General features: G+C 71.9%; 12 protein-coding genes. 7 read left to right on the plus strand and 5 right to left on the minus strand.

The features are described from left to right. Positions 1 to 58: 58 nt before the first annotated feature. Positions 59 to 1,477, plus strand: coding sequence for a sugar porter family MFS transporter (locus tag ACZ7LS_RS26920; protein WP_382664668.1), 1,419 nt, complete (start codon positions 59 to 61; stop codon positions 1,475 to 1,477). A 48-nt stretch (positions 1,478 to 1,525) separates the two neighbouring features. On the opposite strand, the gene ACZ7LS_RS26925 is transcribed toward ACZ7LS_RS26920, so the two are convergent. Next, a complete protein-coding gene (locus ACZ7LS_RS26925; RefSeq protein WP_385133378.1) occupies positions 1,526 to 2,962 on the minus strand; it encodes a cytosine permease in 1,437 nt (478 codons plus the stop codon). A gap of 166 nt (positions 2,963 to 3,128) precedes the next feature. Between ACZ7LS_RS26925 and ftsY the strand changes: the two genes are divergently transcribed. Continuing rightward, positions 3,129 to 4,343 carry a signal recognition particle-docking protein FtsY gene (gene ftsY, locus ACZ7LS_RS26930; protein WP_382517192.1) on the plus strand — a complete coding sequence of 405 codons (1,215 nt, stop codon included), beginning with the start codon at positions 3,129 to 3,131 and terminating at the stop codon, positions 4,341 to 4,343. 296 nt (positions 4,344 to 4,639) lie between these two features. On the opposite strand, the gene ACZ7LS_RS26935 is transcribed toward ftsY, so the two are convergent. Then, positions 4,640 to 5,311: a bifunctional DNA primase/polymerase gene (locus ACZ7LS_RS26935; protein WP_382664664.1), complete on the minus strand. Its 672-nt coding sequence runs from the start codon at positions 5,309 to 5,311 to the stop codon at positions 4,640 to 4,642. Positions 5,312 to 5,739: 428 nt separating this feature from the next. Between ACZ7LS_RS26935 and nsdA the strand changes: the two genes are divergently transcribed. From nsdA to ffh, 5 genes are all read left to right on the plus strand, one after another. Beyond that, positions 5,740 to 7,218 carry a transcriptional repressor NsdA gene (gene nsdA / locus ACZ7LS_RS26940; RefSeq protein ID WP_382517188.1) on the plus strand — a complete coding sequence of 493 codons (1,479 nt, stop codon included), beginning with the start codon at positions 5,740 to 5,742 and terminating at the stop codon, positions 7,216 to 7,218. Between the two features lie 337 nt (positions 7,219 to 7,555). Beyond that, positions 7,556 to 8,848: an ammonium transporter gene (locus ACZ7LS_RS26945; protein ID WP_382517185.1), complete on the plus strand. Its 1,293-nt coding sequence runs from the start codon at positions 7,556 to 7,558 to the stop codon at positions 8,846 to 8,848. Next, positions 8,845 to 9,183, plus strand: coding sequence for a P-II family nitrogen regulator (locus tag ACZ7LS_RS26950; RefSeq protein WP_351393689.1), 339 nt, complete (start codon positions 8,845 to 8,847; stop codon positions 9,181 to 9,183). The genes ACZ7LS_RS26945 and ACZ7LS_RS26950 overlap by 4 nt, the downstream gene beginning before the upstream one ends. Positions 9,184 to 9,199: 16 nt before the next feature. After that, positions 9,200 to 11,665 (plus strand): [protein-PII] uridylyltransferase, encoded by a 2,466-nt coding sequence (locus tag ACZ7LS_RS26955; RefSeq protein ID WP_382664661.1) that lies wholly within the window; start codon positions 9,200 to 9,202, stop codon positions 11,663 to 11,665. Between the two features lie 168 nt (positions 11,666 to 11,833). Next, positions 11,834 to 13,372 (plus strand): signal recognition particle protein, encoded by a 1,539-nt coding sequence (ffh, locus tag ACZ7LS_RS26960; RefSeq protein ID WP_382517179.1) that lies wholly within the window; start codon positions 11,834 to 11,836, stop codon positions 13,370 to 13,372. Positions 13,373 to 13,437: 65 nt separating this feature from the next. On the opposite strand, the gene ACZ7LS_RS26965 is transcribed toward ffh, so the two are convergent. The 3 genes from ACZ7LS_RS26965 to ACZ7LS_RS26975 are packed head-to-tail and all read right to left on the minus strand — an operon-like array spanning position 13,438 to position 16,919. Then, a complete protein-coding gene (locus ACZ7LS_RS26965) occupies positions 13,438 to 14,646 on the minus strand; it encodes a phosphopentomutase (protein ID WP_382517176.1) in 1,209 nt (402 codons plus the stop codon). A 9-nt stretch (positions 14,647 to 14,655) separates the two neighbouring features. Further along, positions 14,656 to 15,816: an alanine racemase gene (locus ACZ7LS_RS26970; protein WP_385133386.1), complete on the minus strand. Its 1,161-nt coding sequence runs from the start codon at positions 15,814 to 15,816 to the stop codon at positions 14,656 to 14,658. Positions 15,817 to 15,818: 2 nt separating this feature from the next. After that, positions 15,819 to 16,919, minus strand: coding sequence for an aminotransferase class V-fold PLP-dependent enzyme (locus ACZ7LS_RS26975; RefSeq protein WP_382517170.1), 1,101 nt, complete (start codon positions 16,917 to 16,919; stop codon positions 15,819 to 15,821). Position 16,920 lies beyond the last annotated feature (1 nt).

Raw genomic sequence — 16,920 nt, forward strand, 5'->3', positions numbered from 1 at the left:
GGAAAGGCTCGCCCACCCCACGCCCGGCGACGGCAGCCGGGCGGCACCAGGAGTACACGTGACCGACACCGCGCAGGTACCGCCGTCCGGAGGCCGTACGGCCGCGCCGGAACACCTCGGCCATGTCATCTTCATCACGGCCGCCGCCGCGATGGGGGGCTTCCTCTTCGGCTACGACAGCTCGGTGATCAACGGCGCCGTCGAAGCCATCAGGAGCAGATACGACATCGGCTCGGCGGCACTCGCGCAGGTCATCGCCATCGCCCTGATCGGCTGCGCGATCGGCGCCGCCACGGCGGGCCGGATCGCCGACCGGATCGGCCGTATCCGCTGTATGCAGATCTCGGCGGGCCTCTTCACCGTCAGCGCCGTCGGCTCCGCGCTGCCGTTCGACATCTACGACCTGGCGGCGTGGCGGATCATCGGCGGCTTCGCGATCGGTATGGCGTCGGTGATCGGCCCCGCGTACATCGCCGAGGTCTCCCCGGCCGCCTACCGGGGCCGGCTCGGCTCCTTCCAGCAGGCCGCGATCGTGATCGGTATCGCCGTCTCCCAGCTGGTCAACTTCGGCATCCTCCAGCTCGCCGACGGCGACCAGCGCGGCAAGCTGCTGGGCCTGGAGGCCTGGCAGTGGATGCTCGGCGTGATGGTCGTGCCGGCGCTCCTGTACGGCCTGCTCTCCCTCGCGATCCCCGAGTCGCCGCGCTATCTGATCTCCGTGGGCAAGGTGGACCGCGCCAGGAAGGTGCTCGCCGAGGTCGAGAACAAGGGCGTCGATCTGGACGCCCGGATCGCCGAGATCGACCACGCCATGCGCCGCGAGCACAAGTCGACCTTCAAGGACTTGAAGGGCAGCCGCTTCTACTTCCTGCCCATCGTGTGGGTCGGCATCGGACTGTCGATGTTCCAGCAGCTCGTCGGCATCAACGTCGCCTTCTACTACTCGGCGACGCTCTGGCAGTCGGTCGGCATCAACCCGTCCAGCTCGTTCTTCTACTCGTTCACCACGTCGATCGTGAACATCATCGGCACCGTGATCGCGATGGTCCTGGTGGACAGGGTCGGCCGGAAGCCCCTCGCGCTCGTCGGCTCCTCGGGTATGGCCGTCGCGCTCGCCTTCGAGGCATGGGCGTTCTCCGCGCCGCTGGTGAACGGCAAGCTGCCGGCCACGGAGGGGACCGTCGCCCTGATCGCGGCCCATGTGTTCGTACTCTTCTTCGCGCTGTCCTGGGGCGTCGTCGTCTGGGTCTTCCTCGGCGAGATGTTCCCGAACAGGATCCGCGCCGCCGCGCTCGGCGTGGCGGCCTCGGCGCAGTGGATCGCCAACTGGGCCATCACCGCGAGCTTCCCGAGCCTCGCCGACTGGAACCTCTCGGGCACGTACGTCATCTACGCCTGCTTCGCCGTGCTCTCGATCCCGTTCGTGCTGCTGTTCGTGAAGGAGACGAAGGGCAAGACGCTCGAAGAGATGGGCTGAGGGCTGTCCGGTGGTTCCGCGCCCGCCAGGGACGACGGGACGGGCGGCTCAGACGGGCAGCCTCTCCTCCTCGGGCCGCGGGCGGGCCGCCGGGGCCGTGGTCCGGTCGCGCGGCAGGACGGCGTAGAGAGCCGCCGCCACGACGGTCGTGATCACCCAGCCCAGCCCGTTCTCACCGGGCCAGGTCCCGGCGAGCGGGCCCGAGAACCAGTCCACGCCGGTGAACAGCAGCCCCACCACCAGCGCCGTACCCCAGGCGGCCGTCGCCGACCACGCGAAGCCGCCCCGGTACCAGTAGGCGCTGCTCCGCGTGGTGTCCATCAGCGCCGCGCCGTCGTACGTACGGCGCCGCAGCATGTCCACCCCGAAGACGCCGATCCACGCCGAGAACGCCACCGCGAGCAGCGTCAGGAACGAGATGAACGAGCCGATGAAGCTGGTGGCCACCACCATCAGCAGGAAGCCGAGGACCAGACTGATCACCGCGTTCACGCCGACCGCCCAGGCGCGCGGCACCTTGATGCCCAGGGTCTGCGCGGTGAAGCCCGCCGAATACATCGACATCGAGTTGATCAGCAACATACCGACCAGCGCGATCAGCAGATACGGCACCGCGATCCAGGCGGGCAGCAGCTCCCCGATGAACGACACCGGGTCCTGCGCCTCGGCGAGCCCCGGGGTGCCGACCGCCATCACCGCGCCCATCAGCACCATCGGGAGCACCACGATCCCCGCGCCGCCGATGGTCGAGCCGACCACCGCCCGGCCCGAGGCGGACCGGGGCAGATACCGCGTGAAGTCCGGGCCCGAGGGCACCCAGCTGATCCCGCCCGCCGCGACGGTCCCGAGGCCCGCGACCATCATCGCCGTCGACCCCGCCGGCCGGCCGAAGACCGCGGACCAGTCCGTATGGACCACCAGATACACCAGCACCAGCACGCTGAAGGCACCGAAGAGATACGTCGACCAGGTGCTGCAGACCCGCAGCGCGCCGATGCCGAGCCCCGAGACCAGGAAGGTGCAGGCCACGAAGAGCAGCAAGGTGATCACGATCAGCGGAGTGTCGCGCTTGACGCCGAAGAGCAAGTCGAGAACCGTCAGCACGGCATAGGCGCCGGTGACCGCGTTGATCGTCTCCCAGCCCCAGCGGGCGACCCAGATCAGCGTGCCGGGGAAGAGGTTCCCCCGCTGGCCGAAGACAGCCCGGGAGAGCGCCAAACCCGGGGAGCCGCCGCGCTTCCCGGCGAGGGAGACCAGCCCCACGATGCCGTACGACACGACGGGCGCCGCGACGGCGACGGTCAGCACCTGCCAGAAGTTCAGACCGTTGAAGACGATCAGACCGGCGCCCATCGTGAGCAGCAGCACGCTGATGTTCGCGGCCACCCAGGTGGGGAAGAGTTGGCGGACATGGCCGGTGCGCTCGTCATCGGGGACGGGTTCCAGACCGCGGGTCTCTATCGCGCCTTCGGGGGCGTGGGGCATGAAGAGGCTCCGTACAGAGGTGGGGGCTCCAGAGAGGGGAGTCCGGGCGAACCCAGAACCCCCAGCATCGTACGTTCAGTGCAAAAGGTCCAAATCGTAACGAGGGTCTTCGTGTGATCCTCTGAAGCCAGGGCCGGTCCCGGCCGTGGCTGATACTGGGAGCGTTATGGAAATCGTCATCCTTGTTGTAGTGATCGCCCTGGTCGCGGTCGGCCTGATCAGCGGGCTCGTGGTCGGCAGCCGCAAGAAGAAGAAGCTGCCGCCCGAGGCGCCGTCGAGCACGCCGACCCTCACAGCTCCCCCCGCCGAGCCACATGTCGGCGACGAGGCGGAGGCACCGCACGACGAACCGCGCCGCACGATCGAGGAGGTCGGCCTCCCGGGCGCCACGGAGACGCCGGTCGCCGTCGAGGATCCGGTCGTCGCCGAGCCGCCCGCGCCCGCGATCGAGATCCCCGAGCCGTCCGCCGGCCGGCTGATCCGGCTGCGCGCCCGGCTCGCCCGGTCGCAGAACTCCCTCGGCAAGGGACTGCTCACGCTGCTCTCGCGCGAGCACCTCGACGAGGAGACCTGGGAGGAGATCGAGGAGACCCTCCTCATCGCGGACGTCGGTGTCGCGCCGACCCAGGAGCTGGTCGAGCGGCTGCGCGAGCGGGTGCGGGTACTCGGCACGCGGACGCCGGAGGAACTGCGCACGCTCCTCAAGGAGGAGCTCGTCACCCTCCTCGGCACGGACTTCGACCGCGCGGTGAAGACCGAGAGCGGCCTGGACACCCCGGCCGTCGTGATGGTCGTCGGCGTCAACGGCACCGGCAAGACCACGACCACCGGCAAGCTGGCACGCGTACTGATCGCGGACGGCCGCTCGGTCGTACTGGGCGCGGCGGACACGTTCCGCGCAGCCGCCGCCGACCAGCTCCAGACATGGGGCGAGCGCGTCGGCGCGCGTACGGTACGGGGCCCCGAGGGCGGCGACCCCGCGTCGATCGCCTTCGACGCGGTCAAGGAGGGCATCGCGGAGGGCGCGGACGTCGTCCTCATCGACACGGCGGGCCGGCTGCACACCAAGACCGGGCTGATGGACGAGCTGGGCAAGGTCAAGCGGGTCGTGGAGAAGCATGGTCCGCTGGACGAGGTGCTGCTGGTCCTGGACGCCACGACGGGCCAGAACGGGCTGGTGCAGGCGCGGGTGTTCGCGGAGGTCGTGGACATCACGGGCATCGTCCTCACCAAGCTGGACGGCACGGCCAAGGGGGGCATCGTGATCGCGGTCCAGCGGGAGCTGGGGGTGCCGGTGAAGCTGGTGGGCCTGGGCGAGGGGGCGGACGACCTGGCCCCGTTCGAACCCGAGGCGTTCGTGAACGCGCTGATCGGGGACTAGACGAGTAAGTCCGAAGTCCCGTCTGCCCGGGAACGCCTGGCACGCACGCTCGCCGCGTTGCCGAAATATCCTAGTAGCTCCGCTACGAGGACACCCCAGCGCCTTGCGATCGCACACACCAGACGCCCCCGGGCCCGCCCCCCGGGCGGACGACGCTCCTTCGGACTTACTCGTCCAGGCCCGGTCCGTTTCGGCGGGGGCCGGGTGCGGGTGGCCGGGTGCGGGTCCGCGTGGTGCCGGCGGCGCCGGGGCCGGACGGGGCGAGCGACCCGCACCCCCGCCGGACGGCGACCCCGTCAGGCCAGGCGGTGGCAGATATACGCCAGCGTGCCCAGCAGCAGCCGCGCCGGCGGCGGCTCCGCCGCCGTGTCCAGGCAGGGCGGGCGCAGCCACCGCACCGGTCCCAGGCCCGCCACCTCCGACGGCGGCGCCATCACATACGCCCCCGGCCCCAGGCCGTGCAGGTCGAGGTCCGCGTCGTCCCAGCCCATCCGGTACAGCAGCTCCGGCAGTTCCGCCGCGGCTCCCGGTGCCACGAAGAAGTGGGCGCGGCCCGCGGGCGTGGCCAGGACCGGGCCCAGCGGGAGCCCCATCCGTTCGAGCCGCACCAGGGCCCGGCTCCCCGCCGGTTCCGCCACGTCGATGATGTCGAAGCCGCGGCCCACCGGCAGCAGCACCGCCGCGCCGGGCACCTCGGACCATGCCTTGGTGACGTCGTCGAGGGTGGCGCCCGCCGACACCTCGGGGCTGAACGCCAGGGGATGGGCGCCGGGCGACGCGCAGTCGGGCTCGCCGCAGGAGCACCGGTCGCCCGAGGCCCGCGCCGCGGGAACCGCCTCGGGAACGCCGGGAATCACGTCCCAGCCCCACAGGCCCGTGTACTCCGCCACCGCGGTGCACTCAGTGGTGCGGCCGCGGCGGCGCGAGCCGGGCCGCATCTCCCGGATGCCGCCGATCGTGAAGCCCATGCCCCCTCCAACGGGTCGAACTCGCCGGTGGTTACGTCTCGCAGTGTGCCCGTGACACTCCGTCGCCATCGGGGCGGTCGAGGCGGCGCGAAGTGGCATTGGGGGTAGTGGGACCGGATTCGCGCGCCCCGGCGTACAGCGCTTCGGTCCGCTCCGGTCGCCGTGCGTCAAGTCAATCGCGCCCCGCCGTGGGCGAGTTCATTCGAAGGGGTGGCGAATGGTGGCGATTGTGGAATCACCCTCGCTGGGGCAGTGATCGTAGGATTACTTTCAGTACACGGACCCGGGGTAAGGCACTCCCGCGGGTATGCCAAGGGCAACTCGGTTTCCTGTTCGAAGGGGCGCAACCGGCGGACAGGCACCCCGTGCTCGCGGCATTCTGATACCGGTTCGCGTGACAAGTGGCTTCAGCGGATGGGGGCGTTCCAGTGGGCGGCAGCGGCGCAGGCGGTACGCATACCGGCAAGCGCCCGAATGGGCAGCTCGGCTCGTGGTTCCTGCGCAGTGGCTGGTCGAAGGGCGAGCTGGCCCGTCAGGTCAACCGCAGAGCACGTCAGATGGGCGCGCACCACATCAGCACGGACACCTCGCGCGTGCGCCGCTGGCTCGACGGCGAGCAGCCGCGCGAGCCGATCCCGCGCATCCTCGCCGAGCTGTTCTCCGAGCGCTTCGGCGCCGTCGTCGCCGTCGAGGAGCTCGGGCTGCGCTCCGCGCATCAGTCGCCCTCGGTGTCCGGGGTCGATCTGCCCTGGGCGGGCCCGCAGACCGTCGCGCTGATCAGTGAGTTCTCCCGCAGCGATCTGATGCTGGCGCGGCGCGGCTTCCTCGGCACCTCACTGGCGCTGGCCGCGGGACCCGCGCTGGTGGAGCCCATGCAGCGGTGGCTGGTGCCCACCTCGGCGGGCGGCCAGGAGCAGCCCGACGAGCCCGTCGCCGCCCCGTCCCACGCCGGCCGGCTCTCCGGGCCCGAGCTGGATCTGCTGGAGTCGACCACCGCGATGTTCCGGCTCTGGGACGCGCAGTGCGGCGGCGGACTCCGGCGCAAGGCGGTCGTCGGTCAGCTCCACGAGGTCACCGACCTGCTCCAGGAGCCCCAGCCCGAGGCCACCTCGCGACGGCTCTTCCGGTGCGCGGCCGAACTGGCCGAGCTGGCGGGGTGGATGAGTTACGACGTCGGCCTCCAGCCCAACGCCCAGAAGTACTTCGTCCTCGCCCTGCACGCCGCGAAGGAGGCCGGGGACAAGCCGCTCGGCTCGTACATCCTCTCGTCCATGAGCCGCCAGATGATCCACCTCGGCCGGCCCGACGACGCGCTGGAGCTGATCCATCTCGCGCAGTACGGCAGCCGCGACTGCGCCACCCCGCGGACCCAGGCCATGCTGTATGCGATGGAGGCGCGCGCGTACGCCAATATGGGGCAGCCGAGCAAGACGAAGCGGGCTGTCAGGATGGCCGAGGACACCTTCTCCGACGCCGGGGTCGACGGCGAGGCGGAGCCCGACTGGATCCGCTTCTTCTCCGAGGCCGAACTCAACGGCGAGAACGCCCACTCGTACCGCGACCTCGCCTATGTCGCCGGCCGCAGCCCCACCTACGCCTCCCTCTCCGAACCCGTCATGCGGCGCGCGGTCGACCTGTTCGCCCAGGACGCCGACCACCAGCGGTCGTACGCGCTGAATCTGATCGGCCTGGCCACCGTCCATCTCCTCAAGAGGGAGCCCGAGCAGTCCACGGCCCTTGCGGAGAAAGCCCTCAAGGTGGCGGAGAGCGTGCGTTCCGAGCGGGTCAACACCCGGCTCCGCAAGACGCTCGACACCGCCGCCAGGGAGTTCGGCGACGTCGCCGGTGTCGTCGATCTCACCGAGCGGCTCACCGCCCAGCTGCCCGAGTCCGCGGAGGCCGTCTGAGCGGCGCGCGCGCCCCGGCCGCCGGCCGGACCCGCACGCCGCCCCGCCGAAAGCCCCGGCCGCGGCAGTCACCCCGTACAGCCCGACACGGCTCCCCCGCCGCCAGGACACAGGGTGACCGCCGCGGCCGGTTTCCGATGTCCGCAGAGGGTACCCAGCCCGGCGGCCGAGATCCGCCGGTTCATCGGCACGTAACACGCGGGACGTCTTCGTCACTGCCGCGAAACATCGAGCGGCATTGGCCGAAACCGCGCTGCGCCAATCTCCTCAGCACAGTCGGCCCACACCTAGTTTGAGCATCCGCACGGGCCGTTCCGACCACGAGGAGACGCTGGCCTTGAATGGCGCAGATACCGCATTCGTATTGATCAGTGCCGCGCTCGTCATGCTGATGACGCCCGGCCTGGCATTCTTCTACGGCGGCATGGTGCGGGTGAAGAGCGCCCTCAACATGCTCATGATGTCCTTGATCTCACTCGGCATCGTCAGCGTGCTGTGGGTGCTCTACGGGTACTCGCTGACCTTCGGTGACGACATCGGCGCCGGTCTCCTGGGCAACTTCGACCACATCGGCCTCAAGGGCATCACGGTCGACACTCTGACCGGGGGCACGGAAGGCATCCCGGTCTTCGCCTTCGCCCTCTTCCAGCTGATGTTCGCCGTCCTCACCCCCGCGCTGATGAGCGGCGCGCTCGCGGACCGTGTGAAGTTCAGCGCCTGGGCGCTGTTCATCGCGCTCTGGGTCTCCGTCGTGTACTTCCCGATCGCGCACTGGGTCTGGCAGTCCGACGGCTGGCTCTTCAAGCTCGGGGTGATCGACTTCGCCGGTGGTACGGCGGTCCACATCAACGCGGGTGTCGGAGCCCTCGCCGCGGTCCTCGTCGTCGGCAAGCGGATCGGATTCAAGAAGGACCCGATGCGGCCGCACAACCTGCCGCTCGTCGTCCTCGGCGCCGGACTGCTCTGGTTCGGCTGGTTCGGCTTCAACGCCGGATCGGCGCTGGCCGCCAACGGCACCGCCGCCCTCATGGCCTTCAACACGCAGATCGCCACCGGCGCCGCGATGCTCGGCTGGCTGATCTACGAGCGCATCCGGCACGGCGCGTTCACCACGCTGGGCGCCGCCTCCGGCGCGGTCGCGGGCCTCGTCGCGATCACCCCGTCCGGCGCGGCCGTCAACCCCTTCGGCGCCCTGCTCATCGGTGTCGTCGCCGGCGCGGTCTGCTCCTGGGCCGTCAGCCTCAAGTTCAAGCTGGGCTATGACGACTCCCTCGACGTGGTCGGCGTCCACCTCGTCGGCGGTGTCATCGGCACCCTCCTCGTGGGTGTCCTCGCCACCGGCGGGGTCGGCGGACTCTCGCAGCTGGGCAAGCAGGCCGTCGGTGCCTTCGCGGTGATGGCCTACTCCTTCGTGGTCTCCTGGATCCTCGCCAAGATCGTCGACGCCACGATCGGCTTCCGGGCCTCCGAGGACGACGAGACGAGCGGCGTCGACATGGCGTACCACGCCGAGTCCGCCTACGACTTCAGCGCGGTCGGGGGTTCGCCGTCGGGCCGTAGTAGCGTCGCCGCCGCCAGCCAGGACGAGAACGCCGCCGTCGCGGCGAAGACCAAGAAGGTGGACGCATGAAGCTCATCACCGCAGTCGTGAAGCCACACCGGCTGGACGAGATCAAGGAGGCCCTGCAGGCCTTCGGCGTCCAGGGGCTCACGGTCACGGAGGCCAGTGGCTACGGCCGTCAGCGCGGCCACACCGAGGTCTACCGCGGTGCCGAGTACACCGTCGACCTCGTACCGAAGATCCGCGTCGAGGTGCTGGTCGAGGACGGCGACGCCGAACAGCTCATCGACGTGGTGGTCAAGGCCGCCCGCACCGGCAAGATCGGTGACGGGAAGGTATGGAGCGTGCCGGTCGACACGGCGGTCCGGGTACGGACCGGCGAGCGCGGCCCGGACGCACTCTAGAGATGGGAACGACTGGGTGACGAGCCTCGAAGAGACGACCGAACAGGCAGACTCGGGACCCAGCGGTTACGCGGCGGCCCGGCTGCGCCTCCTCCAGGAGAAGGCGCGGTCCGGGCCGCCGCGCCGTGCCGCCCTGGCCGGACTGACCGACGACTGGCTGAACGCGCTGTTCACCACCGCCGCCAGGGAAGCCGGGGTACGGGGCGCCGCGCTCGTCGCCGTCGGCGGCTACGGCCGCGGCGAACTGTCGCCGCGCAGCGACCTCGACCTGCTGCTCCTGCACGACGGCACGTCCGGACCCGCCGCGATCGCCGCACTCGCCGACCGCGTCTGGTACCCGGTGTGGGACCTCGGGCTCGCCCTCGACCACTCCGTACGCACCCCCGCCGAGGCGCGCAGGACCGCGGGCGAGGACCTCAAGGCACAGCTCGGGCTCCTCGACGCCCGGCCTGTCGCCGGAGACCTCGGCCTGGCCGGCGGCGTACGCACCGCGATCCTCGCCGACTGGCGCAACAGCGCCCCCAAACGCCTCCCCGAGCTGGACGAACTCTGCCGTGAGCGCGCCGAGCGCCAGGGCGAGCTCCAGTTCCTGCTGGAACCCGACCTCAAGGAGGCCAGAGGCGGACTGCGCGACGCCACCGCGCTGCGCGCCGTCGCCGCCTCCTGGCTCGCCGACGCGCCACGCGAAGGGCTCTACGAGGCCCGGCGCCGGCTCCTCGACGCCCGCGACGCCCTGCATCTGACCACCGGCCGCGCCACCGACCGGCTCGCCCTCCAGGAACAGGACCCGGTCGCCGCGGAACTCGGCCTGCTCGACGCCGACGCGCTGCTGCGGCAGGTGTACGAGGCGGCGCGCACCGTCTCGTACGCCTCCGACGTCACCTGGCGCGAGGTCAACCGCGTACTGCGCTCCCGGGCCGTACGCCCCCGGCTGCGGGCCATGCTCGGCGCCAAGCCCGCCCCGGACCGCAGCCCGCTCGCCGAAGGCGTCGTCGAGCAGGACGGCGAGGTCGTCCTCGCCCGGACCGCCCGCCCGGAGCGCGACCTCGTGCTGCCCCTGCGGGCGGCGGCCGCCGCCGCCCAGGCAGGTCTGCCGATCTCGCTGCACGCCGTGCGGCGGCTGGCCGCCGCCGCGAAGCCGCTGCCCGTGCCCTGGCCCGCCGAGGCGCGCCAGGAACTGATCACCCTGCTCGGCGCCGGCGAGTCGACCGTCCCCGTCTGGGAGGCGCTGGAGGCCGAGGGCCTGATCAGCCAGTTCCTTCCCGACTGGGAGCGGGTCCGCTGCCGGCCGCAGCGCAACCCCGTACACACCTGGACCGTCGACCGCCATCTCGTGGAGACCGCCGTCCAGGCGTCCTCGCTGACCCGCCGCGTGGGCCGTCCCGACCTGCTGCTGATCTGCGCCCTGCTGCACGACATCGGCAAGGGCTGGCCCGGCGACCACTCCGTGGCCGGCGAGGTCATCGCCCGCGACGTCGCCTCCCGGATCGGCTTCGACCGTGAGGACATGGGCGTCGTCGCCACGGTCGTACGCCACCACCTGCTGCTCATCGACACCGCGACCCGGCGCGACCTGGACGACCCCGCGACCGTCGACGCGGTCGCCACCCGGGTCGGTTCGCTCGCCACCCTGGAGCTGCTGCACGCCCTCACCGAGGCCGACGCGCTCGCCACCGGCCCCGCGGCCTGGTCGTCCTGGCGCGCCTCGCTCGTCGACGACCTCGTCGCCCGCGTGGCCGCCGTCCTCACGGGCGACGCCGTCACCGAGCCGGAACCCGCCGCGCCCAGCGCCGAGCAGGAACGGCTGGCGGTCGAGGCACTGCGCACCGGCGGTCCCGTACTGGCGCTGCACGCCCAGACCGAGCCCCCGCAGGACGACGGCGAACCCGAACCCGTCGGCGTCGAGCTGCTCATCGCCCTGCCCGACCAGCCGGGCGTCCTGCCCGCCGCGGCCGGAGTACTGGCCCTGCACCGGCTGACCGTACGGGCGGCCGATCTGCGCGCCGTCGAGCTGCCCGCCGAACTGGGCAAGGACGCGGGGCAGCGGGGGACCACCGAGGTCCTGCTGCTGAGCTGGCGGGTGGCCGCCGAATACGGCTCCCTGCCGCAGGCCGCCCGGCTCCGCGCCGATCTCGTACGGGCCCTCGACGGCTCGCTCGACATCCCGTCCAGGCTCGCCGAGCGTGAGGCCGCGTATCCGCGCCGCCGGGGAGTCACGGCCCCACCGCCCCGTGTGACCGTCGCGCCGACCGCCTCCCAGCTCGCGACGGTCATCGAGGTACGCGCCCAGGACGCGCCGGGGCTGCTGCACCGCATCGGCCGCGCCCTGGAGGCGGCGAGGGTACGGGTGCGCAGCGCGCATGTGTCGACGCTGGGCGCCAACGCGGTCGACGCGTTCTACGTCACGAACGAGCGGGGCCGGCCGCTGCCCGAGAAGGCCGCCGCCGAGCTGGCCGGGGCGGTGGAGGCCGCGCTGCGCTGACGACGGCGCCGGGGGCTCGGCCGAACGGCCGAGCCTCCACAGGGCAGACCGCACCGCGCGCGGCCGGATACCCTGGGGAACGGTCTGTCCTTCATAGCGCGATGCTGTACGCGAAGCTGTATGGGACAGCCCCCTCATCCGCCCCCGACCTGAGGATCCGCGACCGCCGTGTTCGACACTCTCTCCGACCGCCTCGCAGCCACGTTCAAGAGCCTCCGGGGCAAAGGGCGCCTCAGCCCGGAGGACATCGACGCCACGGCCCGCGAGATCCGTATCGCCCTGCTCGAAGCCGACGTCGCGCTGCCCGTGGTCCGCGCCTTCATCGCCAAGGTCAAGGAGCGCGCGGCCGGCGCCGAGGTCTCCCAGGCGCTGAACCCGGCGCAGCAGGTCATCAAGATCGTCAACGAGGAGCTCATCGGCATCCTCGGCGGCGAGACCCGCGTCCTGCGCTTCGCCAAGCAGCCGCCCACCGTGATCATGCTCGCGGGTCTCCAGGGCGCCGGTAAGACCACCCTCGCCGGAAAGCTCGGCCTCTGGCTCAAGGGCCAGGGCCACACCCCGCTGCTCGTCGCCTGTGACCTCCAGCGTCCCAACGCCGTCACCCAGCTCTCCGTGGTCGCCGACCGCGCGGGCGTCGCGGTGTACGCGCCCGAGCCGGGCAACGGGGTCGGCGACCCGGTCAAGGTCGCCAAGGACTCCGTCGAGTACGCGAGGACCAAGCAGCACGACGTCGTGATCGTCGACACCGCGGGCCGCCTCGGTATCGACGAGGAGCTGATGAAGCAGGCCGCGGACATCCGCGACGCCGTCAGCCCGGACGAGGTCCTCTTCGTCGTCGACGCGATGATCGGCCAGGACGCGGTCAACACCGCGGAAGCCTTCCGCGACGGTGTCGGCTTCGACGGCGTGGTCCTCTCCAAGCTCGACGGCGACGCCCGCGGCGGCGCCGCCCTCTCCATCGCGCACGTCACCGGCAAGCAGATCATGTTCGCCTCGAACGGCGAGAAGCTGGACGAGTTCGACGCGTTCCACCCGGACCGCATGGCGTCCCGCATCCTCGACATGGGTGACCTGCTCACCCTCATCGAGCAGGCGGAGAAGACGTTCAGCCAGGCCGAGGCCGAGAAGATGGCCTCCAAGCTGGCGAGCAGCAAGGGCAAGGACTTCACGCTCGACGACTTCCTGGCGCAGATGGAACAGGTCAGGAAGATGGGCAGCATCAGCAAGCTGCTCGGCATGCTCCCGGGCATGGGGCAGATCAAGGACCAGATCAACAACATCGACGAGAAGGACGTGGACCGCACCGCCGCGATCATCAAGTCGATGACGCCGGGGGAGCGCCAGGACCCGGTCATCATCAACGGCTCACGCAGGGCCCGGATCGCGCGGGGTTCCGGTGTCGAGGTCAGCGCCGTGAAGAACCTGGTGGAGCGGTTCTTCGACGCCCGCAAGATGATGTCGAAGATGGCGCAGGGCGGCGGGATGCCGGGGATGCCGGGCATTCCGGGGATGGGCGGCGGGCCCGGCCGTGCGAAGAAGAAGACGAAGCAGGCGAAGGGCAAGCAGCGGTCGGGCAACCCGATGAAGCGCAAGGCGGAGGAACAGGCGGCGCTGGCGCGCCGGGAGGAAGCGGCGAATGGCCTGCCGGCCGGGGGGCAGGACAAGTCGTTCGAACTTCCGGACGAGTTCAAGAAGTTCATGAGCTAGTCCGCGGGTGCCGGTGGGTCCGGTGGCTGGTGGGCCGGTCCCGCCGCCGCGCACGGCCGGCGGGCTCAGCCCGAGACCACCCGGCCCCCGCGCACACCGTGGCGAAGCCATGCCCACGCGTCCGCTCCCACCGACGCCAGGGACCGCGCGTCCGGCCGTCGTTCCGGGCCCGTGCCGTCCGGGCTGTACGTCAGCACCGGGACGTATTCGCGCGTGTGGTACGCGTGGCCGATCGTCGGGTCGTTGCCGTGGTCGCCCGTCACCGTCAGCCGGTCGCCCGCCCCGGACAGCAGACCGAGCAGTGCCGACAGCCCCGCGTCGGTCTGTTCCAGGATCCGGCCGTAGCGGTCGGTGTCCTGCTGGTGGCCGGCGAGGTCCGTCTCCTGGACGTTGGCGACGATGAGCCCGTCGCCGGGGGCGCGTACCGCCTCCAGCGTGTGGGCCAGGACCTCCGCCGTCCCGACAGCCGGCCGCCGTACGGCGGCCTCGCACGCCAGGATGTCCGCCGCCTTGCCGACGAGCGTCACCGGGATGCCCGCGCGGGCCGCCAGGTCCGGGAGTTGGCGGGTGTGGTCGATGTCCGCGCCCAGGTGCTGGACTTCGAGTCCGCCGTTGCGGTAGAAGCCGCTCGCCGGGGTGTCCAGGCCGACCGTGCCGCCGTCCCCGTCGCGTACGTAGGTGCTGAGGGGTCCGTCCGCGTGGCCGCCGACCGCGATGACGCGGGCGACGGGCGCCACGCTCCGTACCGTACGGGCGATCGCCAGGATGTGGTCGAAGGGCAGGTCGTCCAGGCGGCCGGAGGCGTTCCAGTTGATGCCCGGGTCGGCCTCCAGGTTGTCGTGGACCAGGACCGCGCCGTCGACCAGGAGCAGCGGCCGGCCGCCGAGCGGTTCGGCCCGGTGGCCGGCCGCGGCCAGGGCCGAGATCACCTCGGGGAGGTGGTCGGCCAGCCGGGCCACCGTGACGCGGCTGAAGTCCGCGCCCATCATGGTCTGGTGGCCCGCGTACGTGTCCGCTCCCGGGTAGCCGAGCGCGGCGCGGCCCGCCGTCACCGGCAGCCGGGTGGACCGGGCCAGGTCGGGGTGCGGATGGACGAGGCCGAGGCCCAGTTGTCCCAGCGCGGGCAGCCGCAGCGGGCGGCCCAGGGACGCGCGGCAGTGGTCCAGTACGTGCCCGCAGGTGTCGGCCGCGGCATCGCCCGGCCGCAGGGCCCCCGCGTCCGGCATCGCGCCGATCCCGAATCCGTCGATGACGAGGATGACGGTCTTGCTCACGGTGGCTCCTTACAGGGCCCGGCCCCGCGCGTCGTACAGGCCGGTCAGCCGGGGTTTTCCGGTGGAGAGGCCGGCGACGACCGCGACGGTCGAGCGGGTGACGAAGATCTGTGTACGGAAGGCGAGTACGGCGGTGTCCCCGGCCCGCACCTCGCCGGCGGGGGGCGCGTCCAGCAGCCGGTAGTAGTCGATGTTCTCGGCGGGGGCGTCCTGGACCGGGAGGCGCAGTCCGGTGCGCGGCAGCAGGGCGGTGCGGATGCCGGCGCGGCTGTAGAAGCCGCCGCCGTAGAGCGCGGGCCTGCCGTCCGCGAGGGTGTGGGCGACCTCGCTGACGTAGACGTAGGCGGGCTGTTCCGGCTGGTGCGGGTCGATCGCGTGGAGCGGGGTGGTGCCGGTGAGGGAGTGGCCCGGCTCGCCGTGGGTGGCGCCCCGTTCGGCCAGCAGGGGCAGCGTCGCCATGGAGGTGGCGCTGGGGGCGCTGAGCGCGACCGGGTGGTGGCCGCGGGCGGTGAGCAGTTCCCTCGCCTTGACGGCGAGTTCGAAGTTGGGGGTGGCGGCGGGCAGGCCGGTGGCCGGGTCGCACAGCACACAGGGGAACGCGGTGACCCCCGCGATACGGATCGACGGCAGCTGTTCGGCGGCGGACGCGAACTCGTCCAGCGCGTCCAGGGGTACGCCGCCTTCCTGGCCCGGGTAGACGGAGCCGGGGACGCCTTCGAGGCGTACGAACACGTCCTGGACGAAGCCCTGTTCACCGGCGGCCGCCGAGACGGCCCGCGCGTTGGCGAGATCGAAGACGGTCACCGCCTCGGGCCGCCACGCGAGCAGTTCGGGCAGGTCGCGGCGCGGGATCTGCACGAGATGGCCGAGGTTGCCGGCCGCCGCTCCGGTGGCGTGCAGGGTACGGGCCTCGGCGGGGTCGATCGCGGCGAACCGCGGGATGTGCCGGGCGACCGCCCGGATCAGCTCGGGGTTGCGGCCGAACTGCTTGACCACGAACCACAGCGAGAGCCCGAGCCGTTCGGCCTCGGCCGCCAGCAGCGCGGCGTTGCCCTCGACGGCGTCCGCGTCCATCACGTACGTGTCGGGCGGGATGGCACCGGAGCGGTGCAGCGCGGTCGCCGTGTCGACGAGCGCGGGGTTGCGGGTGAGGACGGTGTCCAGGAACACGATCAGCCCTTCAGGTCGCGCAGCGAACGGCGGAGGATCCCCAGCACGAGGTCGGCTCCGGCCCGCATGGGGTTGATCCGTACGGTCCAGTCGGCCAGCTCGGGGGCGTCGTCCAGCGACGAGCTGGACATCCGGTAGACGAGCGGGGCGATCTCGTAGCGGGAGTTGGAGCCCACGGGATAGGGCGCGGCGCCGTACCGCGCGGCGACGGCGGGCAGCTCCCGGGCGACCGGGCGGTCGAGGCGTACCAGCAGACAGCGGTCCTGGGCGTTGGCGATCCGTACCTCCGCGACGCCCGGCACCTCACCGGCGGTGAGCCGCTCCGCGATCTCCGCGCCGACCCGGGACTGGAGCGCCCACAGGACGGGGACGTGGGTGAGGGCGCGCAGCGCGTCGAGGGCCTGGTGGCCCTGGACCTGGCCACCGCCCGAGTAGTTGTCGGCGCGGACGTGTCCGATCAGCTCGCGGGTGCCGACGACCGCGCCGACGCCTTCGGGGCCGTGCAGTTTGAAGAGGGAGAAGCAGGAGGCGTCCGCGCCCAGCTCCACCCCGGAGGCGGGGACGCGCATCACCGCGTAGTTGTCGTCGACGATCGTGCGGACCCCGGCGGCGCGGCAGGCCGCGAGGACCTCGCCCGGATCGTAGGAGTCGGCGAGCCGCTGCCGGCTGTGCTGGACGTAGGCCCAGGAGAAAGCGCCGGACTCCAGGGCCCGCCGGAGCGCCGTGCGGTCGTTGAAGTCGGCCTCGGTGGTACGGACCCCGAGGCCGCGCAGGGTGACGGCGGTCGTCCGGTAGACCGGGGCCCGGTGGATCAGCAGCGGGTCGCCGGGGGAGACGGCGGCGGCGAGCGCGGCGCGGATCGCGCCCGTACCGGCGCCCTGCACGAGCGCCGCGTCCTCGGCGCCGAAGTAGTCGGCGAGTACGGCCTCGACGCGCGCGGTCGTACGGGGGCGGCCGAGACCCGGTACGACCCCGGCGTCCGCCTCGAAGAGCTGGGGTCCCTCGAAGTGCGCGGCGGTGCACTCCAGGAGCCGGAACTGCCGCTGGGCCGCGTCCTCCGGGGTGACGGTCGCCAGCGGGAAGGTCCGTGGGAGCGCGGGCATC

This window comes from Streptomyces sp. NPDC039430, assembly GCF_055639435.1.

What these genes read in the sequence shown, in the direction of transcription:
- ACZ7LS_RS26950 (WP_351393689.1), top strand. Translation starts at nt 8,845, where the DNA reads ATGAAGCTCATCACCGCAGTCGTGAAGCCACACCGGCTGGACGAGATC.
- ACZ7LS_RS26925 (WP_385133378.1), bottom strand. Translation starts at nt 2,962, where the DNA reads ATGCCCCACGCCCCCGAAGGCGCGATAGAGACCCGCGGTCTGGAACCC.
- ACZ7LS_RS26935 (WP_382664664.1), bottom strand. Translation starts at nt 5,311, where the DNA reads ATGGGCTTCACGATCGGCGGCATCCGGGAGATGCGGCCCGGCTCGCGC.
- ACZ7LS_RS26975 (WP_382517170.1), bottom strand. Translation starts at nt 16,919, where the DNA reads ATGCCCGCGCTCCCACGGACCTTCCCGCTGGCGACCGTCACCCCGGAG.
- ftsY (WP_382517192.1), top strand. Translation starts at nt 3,129, where the DNA reads ATGGAAATCGTCATCCTTGTTGTAGTGATCGCCCTGGTCGCGGTCGGC.